Source organism: bacterium SCSIO 12844 (assembly GCA_024397935.1).
Taxonomy (GTDB): Bacteria; Pseudomonadota; Gammaproteobacteria; order Francisellales; family Francisellaceae; genus M0027.
Genome location: CP073743.1, coordinates 2676197 through 2702872 on the forward strand (window position 1 = coordinate 2676197; position 26676 = coordinate 2702872).

At 33.6% G+C, this 26676-nt stretch carries 20 protein-coding genes; 12 read left to right on the top strand and 8 right to left on the bottom strand.

The window, feature by feature from the left end:
• Position 1: 1 nt before the first annotated feature.
• Both KFE69_12040 and KFE69_12045 read right to left on the bottom strand, forming a co-directional pair.
• Positions 2-1510 (bottom strand): MFS transporter, encoded by a 1509-nt coding sequence (locus KFE69_12040; GenBank protein UTW42206.1) that lies wholly within the window; start codon positions 1508-1510, stop codon positions 2-4.
• A gap of 71 nt (positions 1511-1581) precedes the next feature.
• On the bottom strand, positions 1582-2619 hold the full coding sequence (locus KFE69_12045) for a DUF481 domain-containing protein (GenBank protein ID UTW42207.1): 1038 nt from the start codon (positions 2617-2619) through the stop codon (positions 1582-1584).
• Positions 2620-2967: 348 nt separating this feature from the next.
• Between KFE69_12045 and KFE69_12050 the strand changes: the two genes are divergently transcribed.
• The 3 genes from KFE69_12050 to glpX all read left to right on the top strand — a co-directional run bounded on the left by KFE69_12050 (position 2968) and on the right by glpX (position 8031).
• Positions 2968-4863 carry an AsmA family protein gene (locus KFE69_12050; protein ID UTW42208.1) on the top strand — a complete coding sequence of 632 codons (1896 nt, stop codon included), beginning with the start codon at positions 2968-2970 and terminating at the stop codon, positions 4861-4863.
• Positions 4864-4885: 22 nt separating this feature from the next.
• Positions 4886-6946, top strand: coding sequence for an ATP-dependent DNA helicase RecG (gene recG / locus KFE69_12055; GenBank protein UTW42209.1), 2061 nt, complete (start codon positions 4886-4888; stop codon positions 6944-6946).
• A gap of 107 nt (positions 6947-7053) precedes the next feature.
• Positions 7054-8031, top strand: coding sequence for a class II fructose-bisphosphatase (gene glpX / locus KFE69_12060; protein ID UTW42210.1), 978 nt, complete (start codon positions 7054-7056; stop codon positions 8029-8031).
• A gap of 6 nt (positions 8032-8037) precedes the next feature.
• Here the strand turns inward: glpX and KFE69_12065 are convergent, their stop codons facing one another.
• A complete protein-coding gene (locus tag KFE69_12065) occupies positions 8038-9252 on the bottom strand; it encodes a hypothetical protein (protein ID UTW42211.1) in 1215 nt (404 codons plus the stop codon).
• Between the two features lie 139 nt (positions 9253-9391).
• Here KFE69_12065 and dsbG point away from each other — a divergent pair, with 139 nt between their 5' ends.
• The 5 genes from dsbG (at position 9392) to mnmA (ending at position 14954) form a co-directional block, all read left to right on the top strand.
• Entirely contained in the window at positions 9392-10213 is an 822-nt protein-coding gene (gene dsbG / locus KFE69_12070; GenBank protein ID UTW42212.1) for a thiol:disulfide interchange protein DsbG, read from the top strand.
• Between the two features lie 6 nt (positions 10214-10219).
• Positions 10220-10582, top strand: coding sequence for a hypothetical protein (locus tag KFE69_12075; protein UTW42213.1), 363 nt, complete (start codon positions 10220-10222; stop codon positions 10580-10582).
• The gene (locus KFE69_12080; protein UTW42214.1) at positions 10579-11697 is read left to right on the top strand and encodes an anhydro-N-acetylmuramic acid kinase; all 1119 of its coding nucleotides are present in this window, start codon (positions 10579-10581) and stop codon (positions 11695-11697) included. Before KFE69_12075 ends, KFE69_12080 begins: the two co-directional genes overlap by 4 nt.
• A gap of 69 nt (positions 11698-11766) precedes the next feature.
• Entirely contained in the window at positions 11767-13779 is a 2013-nt protein-coding gene (locus KFE69_12085) for an NADPH-dependent 2,4-dienoyl-CoA reductase (GenBank protein ID UTW44072.1), read from the top strand.
• A 98-nt stretch (positions 13780-13877) separates the two neighbouring features.
• Complete coding sequence (mnmA, locus tag KFE69_12090) at positions 13878-14954, top strand: tRNA 2-thiouridine(34) synthase MnmA (protein UTW44073.1); 1077 nt, start codon at positions 13878-13880, stop codon at positions 14952-14954.
• Here mnmA and KFE69_12095 read toward each other — a convergent pair.
• The 3 genes from KFE69_12095 to KFE69_12105 form a co-directional block, all read right to left on the bottom strand.
• Entirely contained in the window at positions 14947-15837 is an 891-nt protein-coding gene (locus tag KFE69_12095) for a hypothetical protein (GenBank protein UTW42215.1), read from the bottom strand. The two genes, mnmA and KFE69_12095, sit on opposite strands and share 8 nt — an antisense overlap.
• 193 nt (positions 15838-16030) lie before the next feature.
• On the bottom strand, positions 16031-16501 hold the full coding sequence (locus KFE69_12100) for a DUF523 domain-containing protein (protein ID UTW42216.1): 471 nt from the start codon (positions 16499-16501) through the stop codon (positions 16031-16033).
• Positions 16501-16749, bottom strand: coding sequence for a hypothetical protein (locus tag KFE69_12105; GenBank protein UTW44100.1), 249 nt, complete (start codon positions 16747-16749; stop codon positions 16501-16503). The genes KFE69_12100 and KFE69_12105 overlap by 1 nt, the downstream gene beginning before the upstream one ends.
• Positions 16750-17033: 284 nt before the next feature.
• Between KFE69_12105 and KFE69_12110 the strand changes: the two genes are divergently transcribed.
• Positions 17034-18524 carry a DEAD/DEAH box helicase gene (locus tag KFE69_12110; GenBank protein ID UTW42217.1) on the top strand — a complete coding sequence of 497 codons (1491 nt, stop codon included), beginning with the start codon at positions 17034-17036 and terminating at the stop codon, positions 18522-18524.
• Between the two features lie 72 nt (positions 18525-18596).
• Here KFE69_12110 and KFE69_12115 read toward each other — a convergent pair whose 3' ends face one another.
• Positions 18597-19289 (bottom strand): response regulator transcription factor, encoded by a 693-nt coding sequence (locus KFE69_12115; protein UTW42218.1) that lies wholly within the window; start codon positions 19287-19289, stop codon positions 18597-18599.
• A 65-nt stretch (positions 19290-19354) separates the two neighbouring features.
• Positions 19355-20878, bottom strand: a complete 1524-nt coding sequence (locus KFE69_12120) for a DUF4118 domain-containing protein (protein UTW42219.1) — start codon at positions 20876-20878, stop codon at positions 19355-19357.
• A 375-nt stretch (positions 20879-21253) separates the two neighbouring features.
• On the opposite strand from KFE69_12120, the gene KFE69_12125 reads away from it, so the two are divergent.
• The 3 genes from KFE69_12125 to KFE69_12135 all read left to right on the top strand — a co-directional run bounded on the left by KFE69_12125 (position 21254) and on the right by KFE69_12135 (position 26676).
• A complete protein-coding gene (locus tag KFE69_12125; protein ID UTW42220.1) occupies positions 21254-22735 on the top strand; it encodes an oligopeptide:H+ symporter in 1482 nt (493 codons plus the stop codon).
• Positions 22736-22936: 201 nt separating this feature from the next.
• Complete coding sequence (locus tag KFE69_12130; protein UTW42221.1) at positions 22937-24382, top strand: oligopeptide:H+ symporter; 1446 nt, start codon at positions 22937-22939, stop codon at positions 24380-24382.
• A gap of 98 nt (positions 24383-24480) precedes the next feature.
• Positions 24481-26676: a primosomal protein N' gene (locus KFE69_12135; protein ID UTW42222.1), complete on the top strand. Its 2196-nt coding sequence runs from the start codon at positions 24481-24483 to the stop codon at positions 26674-26676.

The following is a 26676-nucleotide window of genomic DNA, read 5'->3' on the forward strand; positions in this document are numbered from 1 at the left end:
ATCATTTAAGCACTTTATAAATAACAAATGCTAAAACTGTGATGCATAATAAAATAAATGCAATTGATATATAACCTGACAAAAATGATTGTTGGTAAATTTTAGCTAATTCTGTTGATGGTAATGAAGCTATTTGATCTAAAATTTGCTGTTTCTTTTGAGGGTCATTAACTAATTGATTAATCAAGCTTACTTTTTCTTCAGTTAATTGAACTTCTTTCAGTTTAAATGAACTAATTAAAACTGACTTTTGGATATGATAGAAAATGATACCTGCTAGCGTTAAGAAAATGACGCCTAAGGTATTAAAAACGGTTAATACTGCACCACTGACCACACCAACATCATCATTACTCTCTAATTTCGATAATGATACTGGCATACCAATACCATTACCAGCACCCCAAGCAACACCAAATAAAGCAAAAGCAAAGATTAATACCCACAAATTTGTTGTATAATACAATGCTATAAATAATATATAAGACAGTATCAAAGGGATAAATACTAATCGAACTGCTACATGCAGCCCTTTCTTATCATAAAGCCCTCCTGCAAATGCAGGTATAATTGCCGTAAATACAGTCATTACCAGCATCATTAAACCTATTTCTCCAGGGTTAAATTTAAATACTGTTGCTAAATATAATGGCGAATAAAATGAAATTACCCAGGCAGAACTAACGCAAATCGTATAAATAATACAACCAATTAAAACATAATGATTTTTAAATAAACTTAAAGGTAGTAAAGGAGATTTAGTTTTATATTCAGTGATAATAAAAAAAATAAAAGCGAGTAATGACAGGGTAAATATACTGATGGTCGTTAATGATGACCAGCCATATAAATCACCTTCAGTTAAAATATAAATTATACTTGATATAAAAATCGTTAACCAAAACATGCCCCACCAGTCGATTTTAGGTTTAACGGCCAATTTAGATTCTCTCGCTGTTAAACTAATAATAATAAAGCTTGCAATCATTAATGGTACACTGATATAAAATACCCAACGCCAAGAGGCAACTTCAGTAATTAAACCACCAAGTAATGGGCCAAATGCTAAACCAATACCCATAATGGAACCATAAATACCTAATGCTCTGCCTTCTTCCTCTTTTGGAAATGCATCGACTGTAATTGCCATCCCTGCAGGAAAAATTAAAGCGCCAGCAATTCCCTGTATTAATCGACAAATAATCAGTTGTATTGATACATCAGATACACCTGCACCAATTGAGGCAATCGTAAAAACAAACATACCAACATATAATAATTTTTTACGCCCTAGCATATCAGCTAGCTTACCCATAGTTGTCATAAAGCTACAAAAGGTGATGCCAAAACCTGCAATAAACCATTGAAGTTCATGCATTGATGCACTCAAATCATATTGCATATCACTTAATACTGTATTAACAATTGTAAAATCAAGTGCAACAACTAAACCTGCAATGCAAGTACCTACTAAGACCCACCATTTATGTTTTGTTTGATGATGTGACATAACAACCCCTAACTTTAAAATATTCTTACTAAGTGTAGCAAAGATTCAAATAAATATATTAATGAGCAATTTTAGAAATTATAAACAAATGACAGTTGTGTCGTTGTATCAAGCTTTTTCAATTGACTACCATCAGAATTAACAGGTGGATTTGAATCATAGTTTAATGTAAATGAAGGCTGTAAACCAAAGCTATTATATAATGAAGTCGTTAATGACATGGTTAAACCAACGGTATAATGGCGTGGTGTTTTAATCCATTGTATTGTTTGACTATAACTTGTCTTATCATTCATTTGCCATTTGTATTGTGTTTTTACTTGAACAGATGGTTCATTATGGAAAGTACCACCTGTCTCTTGTGTTTGACGTGTCTGTTGCATACCTGGGCCAAAGAATAAATCTAATGTCATGCCATTATTTTTATATAATCGGCGCTTATACCCTACGTTTTCATTAATTTGATAAACATAACCACTTAATTGGTCATTTAAGTATTGGATATTAAGATATACACCATTATATTGACTAAAATCATATTCGCTTTGACCAGTTGCAAAGAATTTATTTGCCGTTGTCGCATCTTTATTATAATCAAATGCATTTTGATAATTCATAGAAAGCGTATGCAACCAATGCTTATCTGCTTTATAACTAACATTAGTTGACGCTGATAGATTTCGTTGAAACGTATTACCTGTATTATATTGAAAACCTAATGTTGCATTTGTGCCATTCCATGGACTTTGTTTCGGTTTTTTACTTGCATCTGCAGGCTTAGTTTCTGCCTTTTTATCTGCTTTATTTGATTTAGCGTCTGCCTTCTTAAGCGTTTGATCGTCTTGCTTAGCTTTGTCAGACTGGGCATTACTTTGAACCAAAACACCTGCTGTCGCTTGAAATTGAGCTTCATTTTGATGTAATTGGGCTGCCTTAGCTTGGTAGTATTTTGCTAACGCCGTATAAGTGGCAGCTAATTGGCTTGCATCTTCTGCTGTCATCTGGTTATTACTATTTTTAGTATCCGTTGTTTGTGCAAACAGCGGTTGATTAACCAGACAAATCCCAGCTAATATATTTACTGACAATAACTTACGCTTAAAAGTCACACTTAAGACTCCTTAGATTGATTGATATGATCAGAGCTACTAGTAGCATTTGAGACACTGTTTGAGGTTACATTTGAAGTAGATTTGCTCGATTGATTTGTTTGATCATCTTTTGGCAAGTATAGTGGTCCCATTTGCCCACACCCGTTCAAATAAGTAATTAAGCTTAATAAGCTAAGAATTTTTAAAAACTGACTCATTTTTTTAGTTCAATTTGTTTATAATAAGTTCCAATTATTCATTGCATTGTAACGAAAGCCCGTGGCGGATTCAATAATGCAAGAGAAAAGAAAAAATATAGTACTTAAACATTAACGATATAAACGTATAAAAAGGAGCCTAATTACGATGCGTTTGATTCGCTGGATTATTTATACACTGGCAGCATTAATTGTTCTAATACTTATTGGCGTAAGTATTATCTGGTTTAGTGTTGATATTAACCAATATAAACCACAAATTGAAAAACTAGTTAAACAAACAACAGGTAGAACCTTAACACTACAAGGTGATATTCATTGGAGTTTTTCTGGTTTAGATCTTGATATTGATATCGGCAAAGGTAAATTATCTAACCCACAAGGCCTTAGTGGCACATTTGCTCAATGGGATGCTGCTGATATTCATATCAACCCTTGGCCTACGATTGGTTACTATTTAGGACTAACTGATAAAAAAATCATTAAAATAAATCAAATCATCATTGATCGTGCTCAAGCTTATCTTAATATTTATACTGATGGCAAAAATAATTTAAGCTTTAGCCCAGCTCAAACACCTAATGTGCAATCAAAGCAAATTATAAAAAACCAAGACAGCGCTTCTACAGACACATTAAAAATACAAACACCTAATAGAGCGTTATTTTCAAAAACTCAGTGGTTGCCAATATTAACTGGTACTGTGAACATACAACATGCAACGATTCAATATCATGATCAAAGAAACAATCAAAAATTTCGCATTTATAATACTGATTTATTACTTGATTCAGATCAAAACACACCTTCATTGAATCTAATTAACTTAACATTAAAAACAAAGTTACTCCTAAATCAAAAAACCTTTAATATTCATTTAAAATCAGTACTTGCTATTTATCCTCAAAGCATTAACTTTAATAATGTCAATGCAACAATCACCTCACCTAGTAATCAGCAACAACAAAGCCTTTTAGTTTCAACTAAAAAAATTACGCTAAGTTCATCTACCATTTCAACTGAATCTTTAAAATTTGTGGTTAATAACTTACTGTATATCACACTAACAGATCTAAACTTTTTATTTAAAGATTATTCTTATTATGGACATCTAGCACTTAAAGGTGAGAACTTAGAAGATATTTTAAAGTCACTTAATATTAACCTAATGACTTTAGTTAATCCAAAAGCACTAGATGACCCTAGCTTAAATGCTGATTTTTTTGGTGATAAGCAATCTCTACTTTTAAAAAATATTCGAGGAGCTATTGGCCCTAGTAATATCAGTGGTAGTATTAAACTTGCATCATTTAACCCGATAGATTTAAAATATAGCATTGATATTAACCCATTTGTCTTATCTGATTACCTAGATCTTAAAGGTGCATTACTTACATTTAATCTATTACACTCAACTGGCAAGCTTACAATTTCTAAAGATCAAAAGCAAAACTACCTAATCAACGGTGAAAATCAAATTACCTCACCAAAAGCTTTATTAAAAGGTATTGATCTTAATCGTATTGCAACCGATGTTCAAAACTTATTAAAATCACTTAAAACGATGAGTGGTTTTAAGGATTCATTAAATAAAATCAAAGATGAGTTACAAACACTTAATATTAAAGACAAACGCATTAATCCAAATGATGGCCTTACAACTGAAATTGAAAAAATTAATATCATCAATCAGTTTAAAGGTTCTGAAGTTGACACAACTACAATCTCATTAGAAGGCAATAACTTTTATTTAAATGGTAATGGCGAATATAATTTAATAGATAAAGGACTAAATTACAAATTAAAAGCGTTTGTTTATAATCCTAAAAGCCCTAATTTAGAAGATTATCAAAAAGTCTATATCCCCTATCATATCTGGCGTAAAAATACTGATGATGCTATTCACTCAACTGTGAATTACAATGAATTATTTAAACAAGTACAGCCAATTGCACTTCAAGGCTTAGGTAAGCAATTATCTGAGCAGCTTAAAAACAACAAACAATTAAATGATAAAATTAATCAGTTTTTAAATAACCTATAGAAACTAAAAGAGACTAAGTAAAATGCAGTTAGATCAAATTAAAGGTATCGGAACTCATTTAATCAATAAATTTTCAAAGTTAAATATTTATACAGTCAGTGATTTATTATTTCACTTACCAAGAGATTATCAAGATCGAACTAAGCTTAATTCAATCAAAACGTTATATTATGACCAAATGGCTCAGCTTGAAGGTGTAATTACTCATACTCAAGTTGTTAAAACGCGTAGAAAAACGCTTAAGCTTCTGATTACAGATAATGATCAGCAATCATTAGAAGTCATTTTTTTTCATTTTTTTCCAAATCAAATTAGTCAACTTAGAGAAGGACAAAAAATTCGCTTATTTGGTCAAATTAAGCGACAATCACAAAGCTGGCAAATGATTCATCCAGAATACAAAATACTATACCCAAATAAAACCTATGCATTACCTGATCGCCTAACATCTGTTTATCCTGCAACTGATGGCTTAAGCTCACAAGTTATTGCCAAATATATACAGCTTGCTTTAGATAATATTGAGTATCGTTTAAATGAAACATTACCCCAATGGCTAACCAAAAAATACCAATTAACCGAGCTATATGAAGCACTTAAATTTATCCATCACCCACCAAAACAGACAAATCTCAACCAATTAAAAGCATTTCAATATGAATCACAAAAACGCTTAATTATTGAAGAGCTAATTGCGCATCGCTTAAGCATTCAACTAGCTCGCAGTAATAATGAACAATCTCACGCACATACAATAACCAATATCCAATTACTTGGAGAATTTATTCAAAGCTTACCCTTTCAACCAACACAAGCACAACTAAGGGTCATCGATGATATCCAAGCTGATCTAAAGAAATCAAAGCCTATGGCTCGACTAGTTCAAGGCGATGTTGGCTCTGGTAAAACAATAGTTGCCGCTGCTGCTGCTTTATTAATAGCAGAAAATCACTATCAAGCGGCCATCATGGCACCGACTGAAATTTTAGCTGAACAACATTACCATAATTTTAGTCAATGGTTTGAACCACTCTCTATAAAAAGTGCGTTAATCACTAATAAAACCACGCAAAAACAACGTAAATCAATCTTAACTGCATTAACCAGTGGTGAAATTGATATTCTAATTGGTACACATGCACTCTTTCAAGCGCATATTGAATTTAATAGTTTAGCTTTAGTCATTATTGATGAGCAACATCGTTTTGGTGTTCAACAACGTTATGATCTATTAAATAAAGGCAAAAAAGATAATTTTACTCCACACCAATTAATTATGAGTGCAACACCAATTCCGAGAACTTTAACAATGACAATCTATGGTGATTTAAATACCTCAATCATTGATGAATTACCTAAAGGTAGAGCTGGCATTCAAACAGCTGTATTATCAGATCAAAAGCGCAATGACTTAATTAAAAAATTACAAGCTGAATTTAAAAATGGTATACAAGCCTATTGGGTTTGTCCCTTAATTGAAGAATCAGAAGCTTTAAGTGAGTTACAAGCTGCTGAAAATACGCTTGCAATGCTACAAAAAGCTTTTAATGAAGTTGCAATCGCTTTAATTCATGGCAAGATGAAAGCCAAAGAAAAATTAGATATTATGCAGCGCTTTAAACAAAATGAGATTCAGTTATTAGTTGCAACAACTGTCATTGAAGTTGGTGTTGATGTACCAAATGCATCCGTTATGGTGATTGAAAACCCTGAACGGCTTGGCTTATCACAACTACATCAACTAAGGGGTCGTGTTGGTCGCGGCAAACTTAAAGGTACTTGTATTTTATTATATCACCCACCATTAAGCCAAACTGCAAAGGCACGCCTTGATGTTATGAGAAAGCATCATGATGGTTTTATCATCGCTGAAAAAGACTTATCTATTCGTGGCCCTGGGGAATTACTTGGTACACGCCAAACAGGTAATATCACCTTCAAAGTGGCTGATCTAATCCGTGACCGTGATGAATTAAGCTTAGTTGAAACAATCTCCGATCAGTTAATTGAAAAAGAACCAAACATCGTACCGCAATTAATCCAACGTTGGTTAGGTGATGGTGTTAGGTTTAAGGAGATTTAGACTATTTTAAACCTTTATATTGGTTTTTTCTTTGTCTAAAAAGACGCAATCGGCTAAAATAGCCTCCAATTAACCTAGTTTAATAACTTTATGGAGTGATCATACTTATGGATCGTAATCTTGCACTTGAATCTGTTCGTGTTACTGAAGCAGCCGCCCTTTCCGCTTGGAGATTAATGGGTAAAGGTGATGAAAAAGCAGCTGATCAAGCAGCTGTTGATGCCATGCGCCGCGCCTTAAATGGCTTATCGATTGATGGAACGGTTGTGATTGGTGAAGGTGAACGAGATGAAGCACCAATGCTATATATCGGTGAGAAAGTTGGTAATAATCCAACAGGTCCTGAATTAGATATTGCTTTAGATCCATTAGAAGGAACAACCATTACAGCAACAGGTAGACCGAATGCATTAGCGGTGATCGCTATGGCAGAAAAAGGCGGTTTTTTAAATGCACCTGATGTTTATATGGAAAAAATCGCCATTGGTGGTAAGGACGTTCCAGAAGATCTTGTTGATCTTGACTTTACCCCTGAAGAAAATGTTAAACGCTTAGCTGAATATAAAGGTGTGCCAGTTGAAGCATTAGTTGTCTGTATTCTTGATCGTCCTAGACACCAAGAACTTATTCAAGCAATTAGAAAAATTGGTGCTCGCATCGTTTTAATCGATGATGGTGATGTTTCTGCTGTGATTGCTACGGCTCAGTCTGATAGCGGCATTGATCTTTATATGGGTACAGGTGGTGCACCTGAAGGTGTCCTAGGTGCTGCAGCCTTAAGATGTTTAGGTGGCCAAATGCAAGGTAGACTTTTATTTAGAAATGAAGATGAAATTGCTCGCGCACATAAATGGGGTATTTCAGATCTTAATCAAAAGTATAACTTACACGAATTAGCAGGTGGTGATGTCTTATTTGCTGCAACTGGTGTTACTGATGGGCAGTTTTTAGATGGCGTTAGAAGAGATGGCAAACTAGCCAAAACCCATAGCATTGTCATGCGCTCTAAAACCGGTACTGTCCGTCATATTGAAGCACAACATAATTTTAATTTTAAACGTGGATTTGAGTATTTAGAAAACTAAAAAAGACTAAAAAACATATTCAAGTTTTAATTCAATAATATTATCATTTTTTACTTCTGATGCTGCTAATAAGGCATAATCTATACCAACTTTTACACCATAGAATTTAGATTTCACACCAATTAAATATTGGTTATAATGGCCTGTTAATGCATTTAAAGCACTATAATTTAAAAATAATTGATAGCTTTTAGATAGAATACTCGTTTTATAAATCCCTGCAACTAACCAAGCACTTGAATTTCTATCATTGTCTGTCTGTATTGTTTGGGTATATTCGCCACTATACTGTAAAGAATTTTTCGCATTAATTTTAATGATACCACCTGCAAAAATATCCATAGCTGGCGTACGATTATGATCCGTTAATTCAACTGATGTTGAATTTTCAAGTTTTGCTGTTCTTCTAATTGCATTAATATAAGCACCGCCCAAGTGAAATGTCATTTGTGTTGTAGGCTTAAATTGATAGTAAACCGTCTCAGCATGATTAGAAATTTGATCCGTATTGGTGTTGGTTTTACTACTACCATTAAAAACTGTCGCTTGTGCATTTAAGTTTGAACTATAATAGCCACCTTCGATTTGACTAACATCATCTGATATCCAAAAGACGCGATTTAGTGGCTTAATGCTAACACTAAAGCGTTGAAAATTACCAAAATCTACGTATTTTGATCCCGCAATAACATAAAATGAACTCTCACCATTATTAAATAATAAATAATTTTCTTTGGCTGAAACTGATGTACCTCCATCTGTCGCCTGCAAGCTAAAAAACCCACTAAGCCATGGTGATATCCGCGTTAAAAAACCTAATTTTATTTTGGGGCTGAATTGAGTGCTTGAATTATAACTACCATCACTATTTGGCAAATCTGAATTATAGGTTGTCACATGCTCAAGCTTACCACCTAGATAAAGGTGATGATTTTTAACATTATCTGCTGCAATTGCATCAAGTAATAATTGCTCACGCGCATAAGCTGCACCACCTGCTGATAATAACTTTGCAATTACTGGATTAGCCTTAACAAATGACTGTGAATCATTTTCTATAGGCTTGATAGATTTTTGTTGTGCAACTTGTGATTTTAATTGTTCTATTTGATGCTGAATTGCTTTTAATTTAAATTCAGTTTGATCTGAAGCCATCAGTTGATTCGTATAAAAAATACTTAAACAAACAATCATTAATTGAGTTTGTTTTATCATCTTCATCTTTATATCCTTATCCTGCCTAAACTCTTTTATTCTTAATGACAACACTAATGAATTAATTCCCTTGAATATCAGCTAAACTATACGCTATGCTTACAATCAATAACATTATTTATAACTTGATGAAACAGGATCATATATGAAAAAAAAATTCTCCATCAAACAAGGTTTATTGATCGGGCTATTAGCAAGTACTTTAACACTAGCTGGATGTTTTTCATCGAATACAGCAAACCCTAAAAAGGCTGAAAAACTAGTTAATAAAGTGACTTATGGACAAGCTAAAATTATACGCAGTTTTGATGCTAATGATCAATTATATGGCTATGTTATCCAGTCAAAAGGCGGTCAAGAAGGCATTTTATACGTGGCAAAAGATGGTAGTTTCTTATTTAGTGGCTCTTACTATAATCAAGATGGTGTCAATCAACAACGAATTGACTATGAAAAGTATATTCAACCTAAAACTGCGATTGCAGCGTTTAAAGAAGCTAAAAATACACATTATATTGAACAAGGTAAGCAAAATGCTCCACATAAAGCTTATATTATAGCAGATCCAAATTGTCATTTTTGTCACTTACTCTATCAGTCTCTACAACCAGAAATTCAAAGTGGTAATTTGGCTGTTCGTTGGATTTTAATTGGTGCAGTTAAACCAGATAGTGCTGCAAAGACAATGGCTATTTTTGATAGTGCCAATCCATTAAAAGCCTTAGAAGAAAATGAACATAATTTTAATGAAAGTAGAGAAGAAGGTGGCATTGCACCTGATGCAAAGCCATCCGCCCAAGCGAAAGCACAATTAGACAAAAACATGCAATTTATGATGAATAATAAAATGTATGTCACACCAATCATTTTATATAAAACTGTCAACGGCCTTGTTAAAATGGATCAAGGCATGCCACAACAAAATACACAAGCATTAGTTAATAATTTGAGCAATAAGTGGGAATAGGTAAAAATGCTATTTCTACTTTGTTATGCAGTTATTACATTTATCGCTTGGATATTAGCACTGAATATTCGACCAGATCGTTACCTAAATGCATCAACTGAAGCTGTATTTGAATGGAAATACCGCCGTATTAGAAGCTGCAAAATCTACTCTGCTTTAACGCTTATTTTTTTAATTGCATTAATTGCTGTTAATTTTATCGCAAGCTATGTGATTACACCTGAAAATCTTCATGGTACACAAAGCATCCCGCTTTATTTGAGTATTTTTGTTTTTACCATTTATATTTATATGGCATACATGGTGTTTATTTTATGCTATCGCGCATATAAAAATTACCAACTTGGAAAAGATTTAGGCATATTATGACTTATTATATAGGGATTATGAGTGGTACAAGCTTAGATGCCATCGATAGTGTAATTATTTCTTTTAATGATGCACACCCTCAATTATTGGCAACTAACTCGATTGCTTTTCCACAAGAATTAAAAAAAAATTTGACACAGTTGATTACCTCAACTGAAGGGAGTTTAAAAGAGATTGGTACTTTAGATACCCAGTTAGGTGAAATTTATGCTTATGCAGCCACTCAAATTATCCATCAATCAAATCTATCAAGGCATGAAATCACAGCCATTGGCTGTCATGGGCAAACCGTATACCATCAACCAAACCAGCCCTACCCATTCACCTGGCAATTAGGGAACATGCATCTAATTGCTAAAACTACTCAAATTACGACAGTTGGTGACTTTAGAAAACTAGATATGGCTTATGGTGGTCAAGGCGCACCACTTGCCCCTGCTTTTCACAAAGCAGTTTTTAGTGATGATACTGAAAAAAGAATGATTGTTAATTTAGGTGGTATTGCGAATATCTCATGTTTAAATCCTAATAATAAGCATGTTATTGGCTTTGATACTGGCCCAAGTAATGCGCTTTTAGATATCTGGTATCAAAAAAATCATCCAAATCACAATCAGCTATATGATGATCAAGGCTCGTGGGCATCGACAGGTTTAGTCAATGAAAACTTACTTACTTTACTGTTAGCTGACCCATATTTTAAAGCGCCTTTCCCCAAAAGTACTGGCAAAGAGTACTTTAACCTACATTGGTTAGAATACTATTTAGATTTAATAGATCAACCGTTAAAACCTGAAGATATCCAAGCAACTTTAAGTCAGTTAAGTGCTAAAAGTATTGCTGATGCAATTTTTAAAGCACAAGCTGATACAAAAACAATTTATCTTGCTGGTGGTGGCGTATTTAATATTGACTTAGTTAATCGAATTAAAACAGAACTTCACACAATAGCTATCCATACAACTGCAAAGCTTGGTATTGACCCACTGTGGGTTGAAGCATCTCTTATTGCTTGGCTCAGTATGATGCGTCTTGAGCACAGAAGATCAAATATTATTTCTGTTACCGGTGCAAGTGAACAATTAAGCTTAGGCACGATTTATCTTCCAACCTAACTCAGGTAAAATATCCCTTACTAGGTAACTATCAATGGACTTGAAAAGATAAGCATCATGACTGAGAAGATCAATTACTTAAACCAACCACTTGACCTTGGCTTTACACAGTTAAAAAATCGTATCATCATGGGTTCAATGCACACAGGGCTTGAAGAAGATAAAAAAAGCTTACATCGATTAGCTAAATTTTACGAAGCTCGAGCTAAAGGTGGCGTTGGCTTAATTGTTACAGGAGGTATCTCTCCATCTAGGCGAGGTTGGTTAATTCCATTTGGTGCAAAATTAACTACAAAAAAAGAAGCAAAAAAACACAAACTCATTACTGAGAGCGTTCATCAATATGATAGTAAAATCTTACTACAGATTCTACATGCTGGACGCTATGGCTATCATCCACTTATTGTTGCACCTTCAAAAATTAAAGCACCAATTTCACCATTTACACCAAGGGCACTTAATCGTTTTGGCATAAAACGTATTATCAAACAATTTGCTCATAGCGCATCTTTAGCACAACTTGCAGGCTATGATGGTGTTGAAGTAATGGGCTCTGAAGGCTATTTAATCAACCAATTTTTAGTTAAAAGAACCAATCTTCGTGATGATACTTATGGTGGTGATTTTAATAACAGAATGCGTTTTGCCGTTGAAACTGTCAAAGCAATACGTAAAGTGTGTGGTAATGAATTTATTATTATGTTTCGATTATCAATGCTTGATTTAGTTGAAAATGGTTCAAGTTGGGATGAAGTTGTCTTATTAGCAGAAGCATTAGAAGATGCAGGTGTTAGTATTATTAATACAGGCATTGGCTGGCATGAAGCACGTATTCCAACGATTGCAACTATGGTACCACGCGCAGCCTTTAGCCCGATTACAAAAAAACTTAAGCCCTTCGTCTCTGTACCTTTAGTTGCAACTAACCGCATCAATCACCCTGATGTAATTGAGCGAGTATTAAAAGAAGAGCATTGTGATTTAGTTTCTATGGCAAGACCTTTTCTTGCAGATGCTGAATTTGTTAATAAAGCTGTCAGTCATCAAAAAGATGATATCAATACGTGTATTGGTTGTAATCAAGCCTGCCTTGATCATGTATTTTTAAAAAAAGAAGCATCCTGCCTTGTTAACCCACTGGCTTGTCGTGAAACTGAGCTAAGCATAACAGAAGTACAGACACCTAAAAAGATTGCAGTTATTGGTGCGGGGCCTGCAGGTTGTGCATTTGCAATTACAGCCCAGCAACGAGGGCATCATGTAACCTTATATGAAAAAAGTCAATCGATTGGTGGTCAGTTTAATTTAGCCAGTGAAATTCCAGGAAAAGAAGAGTTTAAAGAAACACTACGTTATTTTAAACATAAAATTAATCAATTAAATATTGATTTAAAGCTTAATACTGAAGTTGATTTATCGACATTAAGTAATGGTAGCTTTGATCATGTGATACTCTCTAGTGGTGTTAAACCACGCATTCCAGATATTGATGGTGTTGATCATCCTAAAGTTGCAACTTATATGGAAATTTTAACTAGAAAGAAAGAACCTGGTAAGAAAGTTGCCATAATGGGTGCTGGTGGTATTGGTATTGATGTAGCAGATTATCTTGCTCACGGCACCAAAACCAATGGTTTTGATTGCGGTCATTTTTACAGTGAATGGGGTATCGATATTAATGCTCAATCCAGAGGTGGTCTAACAACGCCAAATATTACCCCATCCCCTTATGAAATTCATTTATTACAACGTAAAAAGGAAAAAATTGGTAAACGCTTAGGCAAAACAACTGGCTGGATTCACCGTATGACATTAAAGCATAAAAATGTCCAATTACATTCAGGCGTTAGTTATCAAAAAATTGATGATGCAGGCTTACATATTACAGTTGATGAAAAACCGCAATGCCTTGAGGTTGATACTGTTATTTTATGTACTGGTCAGCTATCTGTTAACGAATTATATCAACCACTGAAAGATAATAATATAGATACGCATATCATAGGTGGTGCAGATCTTGCTGCTGAATTAGATGCTAAGCGCGCCATAGATCAAGCAACTCGCCTAGCTTTGAGTATTTAAGATATTTTACCCTTTCATTAAAACTATGTTAGAATTGCCTTCGAATAATTCATTTCTATTCATTATTAGATAAGAACAAATAAAAACCAATAAGTAAAATTATGAGTAAAAAAGTTATTTTAGGACTATCCGGTGGTGTTGATTCTTCTGTCTCTGCCCTACGCCTATTAGAAGCAGGTTATGATGTTACAGCTGTGTTCATGAAAAACTGGGAAGAAGATGATAATGATGAATATTGTAGCGCATCAGAAGATATCAGTGATGCCGAAGCGATTTGTCAAAAACTTAATATTCCATTTAAAAAAATTAATTTTGCCAGTGAGTATTGGGATTATGTTTTTGAATATTTTTTAAAAGAGTATAAGGCTGGACGTACACCAAACCCTGATATCTTATGTAATAAAGAAATCAAGTTTAAAGCTTTTTTAGAGTATGCCTATATGCTAGGTGGTCAATATATTGCAACAGGTCATTATGTAAGAAAAGATTTTTATAATGGCAAGTATCGCTTACTTAAGGGGCTAGACCCTCAAAAAGATCAAAGCTACTTTTTATGCGCACTCAATCAACAGCAATTAGAGCCTGCCATTTTTCCAATTGGTGAAATTGAAAAATCTCAAGTTAGAGCAATCGCTGAAAAAGCAGGCCTTATCACACACAATAAAAAAGACTCAACTGGTATTTGTTTTATTGGCGAGCGTAAATTTAAGGATTTTTTAAATCGCTATATTCCAGCACAACCAGGTAATATTGAAGATGAATTTGGTAATGTTATTGGTAAGCATGATGGTTTAATGTATTACACGCTAGGACAACGCCAGGGCTTAGGTATTGGTGGTGTTAAAAATCGTCCTGAAGCACCATGGTTTTCAGCAAAAAAAGATTTAGAGCGAAATGTATTAGTTGCTGTACAAGGTACAGATCACCCACTCCTTTTCTCACAAAACTTAAAAGCCAACCAATTTAATTGGATTTTAGATGCACCCCCTAAATCAGAATTTCAGTGTCAAGCTAAAGTCCGTTATCGTCAAGGTGATCAAAATTGTACAGTTAAAGTACTAGATTCAGGTGATATAGAAGTTTCTTTTGAACAACCTCAACGAGCCATCACCCCCGGACAGTCGGTTGTTTTATATGATGGTGATATCTGTCTTGGCGGTGGGGTGATTATTTAAAGGCTTCCCAATGATTTAAGTTTGATGTGACTGCAGACTTATCATCATGATTATTACAAAATGGACTTGGCACATTTATTTTTTTTGCTGTTGCATTATTTTTTAACTTAAGCTCAGTTAAACTATCAATAATCGCGCTTTCTAGATTTTCTACACTATCTTTTTTGTTGGAATCATATGCTAAATTAACTAAGCGATCTCCTAATAAATATCCTGCTTTTCCACCTGCTGTCTCTAATTTTTGAATAGTTCTAATATTCTTCATTAAATTATTATACTTATCTAAATCAATATTTGGAGCTGCTAATAATCCGCATTCTTTTTTAAATAAGCAACTTACTCTAAAATCAAGTGCACCATCACTTTCTTTATAATATTTACTATAAAAGCTTATAATATTATCAAAATGTGATTTTTGATCTGCCAATAATGTAACATCTTCTGACTTTGCAAAACTTGCAACTCTTCTATTATACTCAATAGAAGAAAGTTTTTGATCAAAATCATCACTTTCAACAGATAGCGCCATTTTTTGTGCTGCTAAATAGCCAGAAACACCATCTTTTATTGCATGTAATCGCTCTAATTGTAGTTGCTGCTCATCTGTTAAGTTTTCATACTCATCTTGCGTAATTCTATTACGCTCATCCCAACCTGAGAATTGATCTTTTTGAATCAATTGTTGTACTTTAATATAAGCCATATTAAGTCGTTGCCAAGTTAAATTATTATGATCAGTATTGGCTGCTGATAAATACCTATCTCCTTCAAGCCTATTATAATATCTTTGACCTGGTTTTTCACCGATAGTGGCTTCTTGTACTGAGCCAATAGTATGCTCAATAGCATATGTTCTAGGAATTTTAATTTTTGTTTTTGGCATTTTACAACTCCCCAATTTTCAAATTAAACCATACTGTTCATATTTCAATCTATCAAAATATGAAGCATTGCGCAATATATTTTTAATGTCTTTGCACCTTTTTTTGTTTTTTCAAGTATCGCAAAAGAATAAATTAATGATATAAAATATATTTTTTATTTATGAAAGAGTATGCTCAATAAAACCTTTTTTGTTAAATATTCTTTAATAATTGATCAATTGTCTCTTCTGAGTAGACTTTGATTCCATGTTTTTTTAATAATCTTGCAGTAATTCCATCACCTTCGATCACCTTACCTTGAAAGCTACCATCATAAATAAAATTAGAACCACAACTAGGACTACGCTCTTTTAATAGAGCATATTTAATTTTATGTTTTTGACATAAAGCTAAAGCTTTTTGAGCACCTTTTTGAAAATAGCCTGTGACATCTTTCCCTTGATTATCTTTAATAACAGGTATTTGATCTTTTAAATCTAAGATGATTTCAGCAGCGGCTCTTGGCGTAAACATACCGCCTGCAACTTCTGGACAAATAACAATTAATTTGAAATGCTCTTTTAATGTCTCTATTTGATCAATTAATTGGCCACTTCCATCATATCTAACTTTATTGCCCATTAAACAAGATGAAATTAATAATTTTTCTTTTACTTTAGCCATTATGCTGACTTTCTACATCGCGCTAATTTACTGTTAAAGCTATCACCTCTTTTGCCATCACTTAACTTATTTACTAATGTTGCAAGCTTATTAGTTGCTGTATCTTTAAATAAAAATGGTAATAAGGCATGAATGAAACATGCAAGACTCGCACAAAAAAGACAAAAACCAAATGATAATGCGTTTTGCATATGTTTAAAATAACTCTCGCCAATGCTATGTGGATGTTCTGTGAATGGATTTTTCATTTATTATCCTTAAGTGTTTATTAAAACCTATACGTTAATTTTGATTTATTCCAGTAATCTTAACTATCTTATATTAAACTGATCAAATGATGATATTCAAATAATTAACTTTTTATTTAAAAAAAATGAATTGCTGTTATAATGCGAGTGCGAAAGAGCCAAAATAGAATAAATTTTAACCATAAAAAGTTACTATTCCGTTTTAAAATGGTATTTCTATATCTTTCAAAAGAAATAAAGAAAACCATTATTTAATATAAACAAATATAAATGAAGATACAATTATGACAGAGAAAACATTCCAAGAATTAAACCTACCTAAGTTTTTACTTAAACCTTTAAATGAACTAGGTTATGAAACACCAACACCAATTCAAGCTGCTTCCATCCCAACCTTATTAGAAGGCAATGACCTATTAGCACAAGCACAAACAGGCACAGGTAAAACAGCTGCATTTGCCCTACCTACCTTATCTAATATTGATTTAACACTTAAAGCACCTCAAGTACTTGTTGTTACACCGACAAGAGAGTTAGCTATCCAAGTAGCTGAAGCTTTCCAACGCTATGCACAAGAACTAAAAGGCTTTCATGTGACTGCTATCTATGGCGGTCAAGATTACTCAAGCCAACTTCGTAGCCTTAAACGTGGTGTACATGTTATTGTTGGCACACCTGGTCGTCTAATTGATCACTTAAAACGTGGTACATTAGTTACTGATGAATTAAAAACCGTTGTCTTAGATGAAGCTGATGAAATGTTAAAAATGGGCTTTATTGATGATGTCCAATGGATTTTTGAACAAATTGAACATCCACACCAACGCGCTTTATTCTCAGCAACCATGCCACCATCGATAAAAGCAATTGCAAAAAAATACCTTAATGCGCCAGAAGAGATTTATATTAAACCAACGCATAACTCAGTTGATTTAATTGATCAAAACTTCATTCGTGTTAATGGCCATCAAAAAATGGATTTATTAACGCGTATTCTTGAGGTTGAACCAGTAACAGCAGCAATTATTTTTGCTCGTACTAAAAATGCATCCGTTGAAGTAGCTGAAAAATTACAAGCACGTGGTTATGCAGCTACGGCGCTTCATGGTGATATGAATCAATCACTGCGCGAGAAAACCATTCAACGCTTAAAGGATGGTTCATCTGATATTATTGTTGCAACTGATGTTGCTGCCCGTGGTATTGATGTTGAGCGTATTAGCCATGTTATTAATTATGATATTCCTTATGACACAGAATCTTATGTACACCGTATTGGTAGAACAGGGCGTGCAGGAAGAACAGGTAAAGCATTATTATTTGTCACACCTAGAGAGTTTCATCTACTACGTACCATTGAGCGCATAACAAAAAAGACTATTAAACGCATTCAACCGCCAACGGCTAAAGAGATAAAATCTTCAAGAAACCGTCGTGTTATTGAAAATATACTGCCAATTTTGCAAGATGATAATGCACTTAATCAATACCGTCATGTAATTGAAGATGTTCAAGCTCAAACAGATGCTCAAATAGAAGATATCGCTGCAGCTTTAATCTACCAATTACAAGGCCCTGAAGCAGAAATTAAAGATCTTGTTGTTGATGAACCAAAGAAAAAGCGTACTAATACTAATAAAAGATATTCTGATCGCAAACATGGCAGCAAACCTTATCACAAATCATCTTCTAGTCGTAATAAGTATTCTAAAGATAAAAGTCCTCGCAAACATCATGCATCAAAATCGCGTACATCTAGTACAAAACAGAAATAACAATCATATCCATCTAGGATACTTTATATCAACAAGCATATAAGGCGCGATAATAAATATCAATCGACGCCTCTATTCTCTATGATCATATTTAGCAAAGCGATAGCCTATACCGCTTTCTGTTTCAATTAATGGCTCAATATTACAATTAGATAGCTTTTTGCGTAATTGACCAACATAAACTCTTAAATACTGTGGCTCATCTGAAAACACACTACCCCAAATTTTTGTTAGAATTTGCTGTTGAGTAACTAACTTACCTGCATATTTAATTAATAAGCTTAAGACCTGAAATTCTTTTTTTGATAATGAGATAATTTCATCATCAATCATAATGCGGTGTTCAGGAATATTCACTGTCATATTAGCAAACTGATAGACTGTATACTCTTGCGTCTCTTGTGTCTGACTTCTTAATACCGCTCGAATACGTGCCATTAATACAGGCATTTCAAATGGTTTTGTTACATAGTCATTTGCACCTAAGTCAAGCGCTTTAACAATTTGACTTTCTTCATCCCGAGCAGATAATACAATAACTGGTACATCTGACCATTGCCGCATTTCATCTAACCATTGAATACCATCTTGATCAGGCAGCCCCAAATCTAAAATGACTAGTTCAGGTTTTTCATTAACAAGTAGTCGAGTCGCATTGGTTGCATCAATCGCTTCAAGAATATCGTAATCATGTGCATTAAGCGTCATTTTTACAAATTTTCTAATTTGTGCTTCATCATCAACAATTAATACTTTCGTTTTCATTCTATCCCCTTGGATAATACATACGCCCTTAACAATAACTTTATACTAATTTGATTGATTCCTCACTATTTTATGTTAACTAATGGTAAGATAATTTCAAAACAACAGCCTTTATTCTTTCCTTCGCTATAAGCATGAATTTCACCTTGATGTGCTTTAACTACTGCTTTACAGATAGCAAGTCCTAAACCTTGACCACCTGTAGGACTATAATCGCGTTTTTCAAATCGATAAAATAAATTAAATACTCGAGATAGTTCAGATTCCGGTAAACCTGGTCCTTGATCAATAACACGTAAGACCGCATTATCATCTTTATGTTCTAGTTTAATCATCACAAGTTTGTCTTTAGGTGAATATTTAACTGCATTTTCAACCAAGTTAACCAAAACTTGTTTAAATAACAAATCATCTACCTTAACAAATAGCTCATGTTCAAAATTAAATTCAAATGGCTGATTTGGATAATATATTTTAAACTGACTAATCACATCTTGAATAATTTCGTTTAATGATGCTAATTCTAATTCTGGGTTGATTTGCTCATGTTCAACACGTACTAATTGCAATACTTTATTAATATACTGCTTTAACCTTTTTGCTTCATTTTGAGCCACATCTAATAATTCATCTCGTTCTTGGGCACTAAACATTTCTCCATATGCTTGTAAACTAGAAATAGCACCCATGATTGATGCAAGTGGTGTTTTAAAGTCATGGGAAACTGAAGATAATAATAGTTTTTGCAAATGTTGCTGTTCTTTTAACATTTCTTGGTGTTTTTCGCGTGCTTCAATTTGATGTTTTAATATTCTATACGCTACCTGTGTTAACATCGTTTTAAATAAATACTGTTGCTCTGGCATTAAGAACTCTTTATGCTTAGCAACTTTTGCAGCCATGATACCTACATATTCATTTGATGCTTTCATTGGCATAAAATACCAATCGATAAAAGGATAAGCTTCCGTGCTAATACCACAAGGTTTTTTATGTTTCCAAGACCATAACATCGCATTATGAACCTTACCCTCTATAGAAAGTTCATCGTTAGTCTCAGGATAAATATCGGTTAATTTTTCTCCTTGGCGATCAGCTGTAATCATAGCAAATGGTATACTAAAATAATAATTCAATAATTGAATCACTATTTGATAAAAATCTTCAATTCGATGTGTTTTTGATAATGATGCTGAAAAGTCATACAGCGTTGATAATTCCGACTCACGAGCTTTCAATTGTTTTAAAGATGATTTTAAGCGTGCGGTTAACTGACCAACTGTCACAGAAACAATGATAAAAGCAACCAATGTAACAACTTCTGACGCTGTATCAATATTAAATGTAAACTGCGGACTGGTAAAAATAAAGACATAGCTTAAAAAAGATAAGAAATTTGCAATTATACTAACAACAAAGCTATATCTAATGGCACACCATACAACTGTTAGTAATAATATCATCACTTGCGTTGTTAAGCTGATATGTTTGGTCAACAATGCAGCAACAATCGTTGCAATTCCGATTAAAACAACCGTTTTAATTATCTCAATTAATAGTAAATGATCAAACTGTATTTTTAATTTCAATCGATTAAACCTTACTAAGTCTTTGTTAATGGTTTAGCATAAAAAAATAAAATATACATAATCATATTTTATCACATAATATAATTATTTTTAGTTATCTTATTCCAAAATAGTATATTAATACTTATAACTTAAAATCACCACTATCAATCGCATTTTTATTCACTTTTAAAATATATATCATAACTTTAACCAAAATTCACAATTAATTACTTGTAAAAAAAATAACATATAAATTAAAAATAATTATTGCCAAAAGAATAAAAACAAGATAAAACTGATTGGATGTGTATTTTATATTTAATTTATAGTAAAACCTAAATTAATGAATATTGGAGGACGGAGCCTATGACAGTAACGGGAGAACAAAACACAATGAAACAAACAAAAAGTGGTTATCCACTACCGTTTTGGGTTGCATGGGCAATTGAGCTATGGGAGCGCTTTGGCTTTTATGGAATGCAAGCAATCATTGCACTTTACTTTGTTCGTTCTCTAGGTTATTCATCACAAGAAAGCTTTTATATTTTTGGTTCATTCTCCGCTTTTTGTTATGGGTTTATATGGGTCGGTGGCTGGGTTGGTGATAAATACTTAGGCGCTAAACGTAGTATTGTTATTGGCTCTGTAATTTTAATGTTATCCTATGCAGCGATGGCACTTGCAACCAAGGAAACTATCTTTTTTGCACTTGCTGGTGTTATTGTTGGTAATGCATTATTTAAAGCTAACCCCTCCTCATTAATTTCTAAAATCTATGGTCAAGGTAACCCTCAACTTGATGGCGCAATGACAATGTATTATGTTGCTGTCAATGTTGGTAGCTTATTGTCGATGTCTATCACCCCAATTATTGCTGAAATCTGGGGTTGGCACTACGCATTTTGGGTCTGTTCATTTGGTCTATTATTAGGTATTATTAATTTCTGTATTTTCTTACCTAAGATGCAGGATTTATCGACTGAAGCTGGTAAGCGCCCTTTTAGTATTGCACGCATCTTAATCGTTATTATTGCATCGATCATAGCAACAATCGTAATTGGTAATATTCTTGAATTGACTGCACTTATTACAACTGCTACGTTCATTATTAGTGGCTTATGCTTTATTTATTTTCTATACTGTGCTTTTAAGCAACCTAGTGAAATTCGAAATCGCATGATTATTTCACTTGTGTTAATGTTTCAAGCAATTGTCTTTTTTACACTTTATCAGCAAATGCCAACAAGTCTTAATTTCTTTGCTGCACATAATATCGACCGTGCTGTTGGCTCCTGGATGATTCCAGCTGCTGAGTTTCAACTACTAAACCCATTAGTTATTGTACTAATGGCGCCCGTATTAGCCTTTTTCTATCGTAAAACACCTGGCACACATGCAACTAAATTCTGCTTTGGGATGACTTTATGTGCTTTCGCATTTCTAGTACTATACATCCCTCAATTTACAGCAGGTAGTGATGGATTAGCCTCCCCATGGTGGTTAGTTTTATCCTATTGGTTACAATCAACAGGTGAGCTTTTAGTCTCTGCATTAGGCCTTGCAATGGTAGCTGAGCTATGCCCTGCTAGTATGAGTGGTTTTGTTATGGGTATCTGGTTTTTAACTTCTATGCTATCTGGTCCTATTGGTGCTTGGGTAGGTAATATGACACAACCTGTTGGCAGTGAAACTTTAACTGCCGTTGAAAGTATTAGTATTTATAGTAATGCATTTGGTGAAATTGGCCTTGCTACTGCCATTGTTGCAGTCATTATGTGGGCAATGCGCCCACTACTTAATCGCTATACAAATCCTGAAATTGAGCAACAAAAAGCCGCTGAAAAAATCTTTGAAGCAAAACCTGCTACCGTTTGATTTTATAAAATAATACTCTTTTCATATCCAAATCATAATTTAACAATATAAACTTAATTTCAAGTTATCTTTATATATTATTTTTCTTTTTATATTGCATTTTTACCTTAAATAGGATAAAAATAGTAATCTTATGCTGTATGGTTACAGCAATGCAGAATATTTAATAAAATAAAAAATAAAATAGCCTAAGGTGATATTTTGACAACTACACTATCAAACCATCTTCATTCAAATACTTTAAGCCAAGAAAAATCAAAAGCATTTCCACTACCTTTTTGGATTGTTTGGTCAATTGAGTTTTGGGAACGTTTTGGTTTTTACGGTGTTCAAGCAATATTAGCCTTATATATGTCAAACCATCTAGGCTATTCGTCAACGCAAAGTATGATCATATTTGGTTCATTTTCTGCCTTTTGTTATGGTTTTGTCTGGGTTGGTGGCTTAATCGGTGATCAATATTTAGGTGCCAAAAGAACCATTTTAATTGGTGGTATTATCTTAATGCTCTCTTATGTGCTATTGGCGCTTGGTGATAAAGCCACTTTCTTTTATAGCCTAAGTGGTATTATTATTGGTAATGCATTATTTAAAGCGAATCCATCTTCATTAATCTCTAAATTATATCAGCCTAGCGATACTCGATTAGATGGTGCAATGACATTATATTATTTTGCCATTAATATTGGTGGCTTTATTTCAGTATTATTTACACCAACACTACCCTATATGGATGCATTTTTACTCTGTGGAATCGGGCTTTTAGTTGGTATTAGCATTTTTAGTATCATGTTTAACAAACTCAATACAGTCTATACTAAAGCAGATCAAAAAAGCTTTCACTTAACTAGATTCATTCATGTTATTGGTGCAGCTATCATTGCTATTATTGTCGTTGCACAGCTACTTAATCACTCTAATTTCGTTACTAGTTGTGCTTTTATTATCAGTAGCCTATGCTTTATTTACTTTATTATAAAATCATTTAATTTTACGACTACTGAACGAAACCGTATGCTCATTGCCTTGATATTAATTATTCAAGCTATTTTATTTTTTGCGCTTTATCAACAAATGCCAACAAGCTTAACCTTCTTTGCTCAACATAATGTCATGCGCGAAGTTGGCAGCTATACGATTCCTAGCGCTTATTTTTTTAATCTTAATCCTTTCTTTATTATGCTAATGTCACCTCTATTAGCTTACTTTTACAAGAAATCACCATCAACTCATGTAACTAAGTTTGCACTCGGTATGACATTATGTGCATTTGGGTTTTTAATCTTATGGGTTAGCCAATTTTATGCAACTGACGGCATTGTTTCACCGTGGTTTTTAGTACTAAGCTACTGGCTACAGTCAACTGGTGAATTATTTATTTCAGCGCTTGGTCTTGCTATGGTTGCAGCCCTTTGCCCTAAAGAAATGAGTGGCTTTGTTATGGGGCTATGGTTCGTCTCAGTAATGTTAGCGGGACCTGTCGGTGCATGGCTTGGAGAATTAACCCAGCCACCACAACATAGTCATTTATCTACCATTGAAGCTCTTTCTCTTTATACGCATGCTTTTGGAGAGATTGGTCTTATTACACTAATTGTTTCATTAGCGATGTGGTTATTTAGACCTTTACTGAATCGCTATATATAAGGTGATTACTTGTTAAATTAATTTCTAGCATCCATTAACAGCCCACGCTATACTTTGACAATCATTTACTTAACTTAAGCCATTAAAATTTATTAAATATGACTAAAATTGCCGAAGTAATCGTCATTGGGCCATTTAAAGAAGGATTAGATTATCTAATAGCTGACAATCAAGCTATAACAATTGGCACTCGAGTACTTGTTCCACTAAGAAATAAAAAAGTTATTGGCTTTATTATCAATATTAAAAATGAAAGTCAGTTTGATACTAAACGATTAAAATCAATTTTAAAAATAATTGATCAACAACCCATTTTAGATACATTACTTATAGATTTAGCCCAATGGTTACGACGCTATTATCATAGTAATTACTATGAAGTATTACAAAGCATGTTACCTAATTTGATTTTAAAAGGTGAGGCATTAACAAGCTTTGAAGCCTATTGGCAAGTGATTAACACACAACTAAATATAAATGAGTGCTTTAGTAAAAATGCTAAAAAACAAATTACAGCCTATCAACTACTTAGGCAGTATCCTAAAGGCATAGCCTATACTCAATTAAAAGAAGAAGGCATTGATCAGCAAATATTAAATAAACTAAAAGCTAAAAACCTTATTGATTCATTTTCTCAAATTAAACCACCAACATTGCCTAAGAATTTAACCAAACAAGTCATACCTAATTTCACCCCCAACGAAGCACAACTAACAACAATAGATAAAATAAAAAATAAACTCGGCCAATATCATACATTTTTACTCGATGGTGTTACAGGCAGTGGCAAAACTGAAGTCTACCTACAGGTTATTGATACGATACTTAAAGCTGAACAACAAGTTTTAATTCTTGTTCCTGAAATTGGCCTAACAAATCAACTAGTCAAACGCTTTGAGAGTCGATTTGACTTACCTGTCATTACTTATCACTCTTATTTATCTGATAAAATACGCTTAAACAACTGGGTTTTAGTTAAAGAAAATCAAGCAAAAATTATAATTGGCACTCGTTCTGCTGTATTTCTTCCATTCGCTAATATAGGGGCAATTGTTGTTGATGAAGAGCATGACCCTTCTTATAAACAACAGAGCCAATTGCGCTATCATGGCCGTGATATTGCAATTCTACGGGCAAAATTTCTAAATATCCCAATTGTATTGGGCAGTGCGACACCTTCATTAGAATCCTTACATAATGCTAATGAGAAAAAATTTACTAAACTTACTTTATCTAAGCGCGCAGGCGATGCACAAGCAATTACACCATTTGTCATTGATATGCGTCATAACGCGGTACGTTGCGGCTTATCCCAACAACTAATTGATCAAATTAAAAGTCATCTTAATGCTAGCAACCAAGTACTATTATTTTTAAACAGGCGTGGCTATGCACCGATTCTAATGTGTCAAAGTTGTGGTCATATTAGTCAGTGTCCAAACTGTGACAACCCGTATACTTATCATATCAACCCTCAACGTTTGTGCTGTCATTTTTGTGAATCAACTAAACCGATTATTACCCATTGCGATCACTGCAAATCAAATGAATTACATTTAGTTGGCCAAGGCACAGAACGAATCGAAGAGTATTTAACTGAAACTTTTACAGAATATCAAATTATTCGTATCGATCGTAATACAACCACAACTGAAAAAGCATTGAACCAATCATTTGAACAAATTAACTCAAATAAAGCTCAGATTATTATTGGTACACAAATGATGGCTAAAGGACACCACTTTCCAAATGTAACTCTAGTTGGCATTATCAATATCGACTCTGGTCTTTATAGCCATGATTTTCGTGCACTTGAACGTACTGGACAATTAATTACCCAAGTTGCAGGCAGAGCTGGTAGAGCCGATAAAAAGGGCCAGGTTTATATACAAACGCATACACCTGATCACCCTTTACTTAAAACATTATTAAATCATGGTTATGCTGAATTTGCTAAAGTGTTAATTGCTGAGCGAAAACTTGCGCAATGGCCTCCCTATACTAACTTAAGCTTAATCAAAGGAGAATCAACATCAGAAGAGTTCTTAGAAAATCAAATGCAGGAAATTAAATATAAAGCACAAGCATTATGTAATGATGAGCAACTAATTATCGGCCCTTTCCCAGCAATTCGTTATAAACAGCAAAGCCGTTATCGTATGATACTATTACTACAAAGCAATACAAAACTGCTGATGCAGCATGCCTTAGCTAATATTGAAACTGTATTATCTAGTTATAATAACCATAAAGTTAGGCTGACACTTGATATTGACCCAAATGATTTAATGTAA

Bases quoted from the DNA above. Each gene is read 5' to 3' on its own strand.
- KFE69_12040 (UTW42206.1), bottom strand. From the start codon at position 1,510: ATGTCACATCATCAAACAAAACATAAATGGTGGGTCTTAGTAGGTACT.
- KFE69_12050 (UTW42208.1), top strand. From the start codon at position 2,968: ATGCGTTTGATTCGCTGGATTATTTATACACTGGCAGCATTAATTGTT.
- recG (UTW42209.1), top strand. From the start codon at position 4,886: ATGCAGTTAGATCAAATTAAAGGTATCGGAACTCATTTAATCAATAAA.
- glpX (UTW42210.1), top strand. From the start codon at position 7,054: ATGGATCGTAATCTTGCACTTGAATCTGTTCGTGTTACTGAAGCAGCC.
- KFE69_12065 (UTW42211.1), bottom strand. From the start codon at position 9,252: ATGAAGATGATAAAACAAACTCAATTAATGATTGTTTGTTTAAGTATT.
- dsbG (UTW42212.1), top strand. From the start codon at position 9,392: ATGAAAAAAAAATTCTCCATCAAACAAGGTTTATTGATCGGGCTATTA.
- KFE69_12075 (UTW42213.1), top strand. From the start codon at position 10,220: ATGCTATTTCTACTTTGTTATGCAGTTATTACATTTATCGCTTGGATA.
- KFE69_12080 (UTW42214.1), top strand. From the start codon at position 10,579: ATGACTTATTATATAGGGATTATGAGTGGTACAAGCTTAGATGCCATC.
- KFE69_12095 (UTW42215.1), bottom strand. From the start codon at position 15,837: ATGCCAAAAACAAAAATTAAAATTCCTAGAACATATGCTATTGAGCAT.
- KFE69_12100 (UTW42216.1), bottom strand. From the start codon at position 16,501: ATGGCTAAAGTAAAAGAAAAATTATTAATTTCATCTTGTTTAATGGGC.
- KFE69_12105 (UTW44100.1), bottom strand. From the start codon at position 16,749: ATGAAAAATCCATTCACAGAACATCCACATAGCATTGGCGAGAGTTAT.
- KFE69_12110 (UTW42217.1), top strand. From the start codon at position 17,034: ATGACAGAGAAAACATTCCAAGAATTAAACCTACCTAAGTTTTTACTT.
- KFE69_12115 (UTW42218.1), bottom strand. From the start codon at position 19,289: ATGAAAACGAAAGTATTAATTGTTGATGATGAAGCACAAATTAGAAAA.
- KFE69_12125 (UTW42220.1), top strand. From the start codon at position 21,254: ATGAAACAAACAAAAAGTGGTTATCCACTACCGTTTTGGGTTGCATGG.
- KFE69_12135 (UTW42222.1), top strand. From the start codon at position 24,481: ATGACTAAAATTGCCGAAGTAATCGTCATTGGGCCATTTAAAGAAGGA.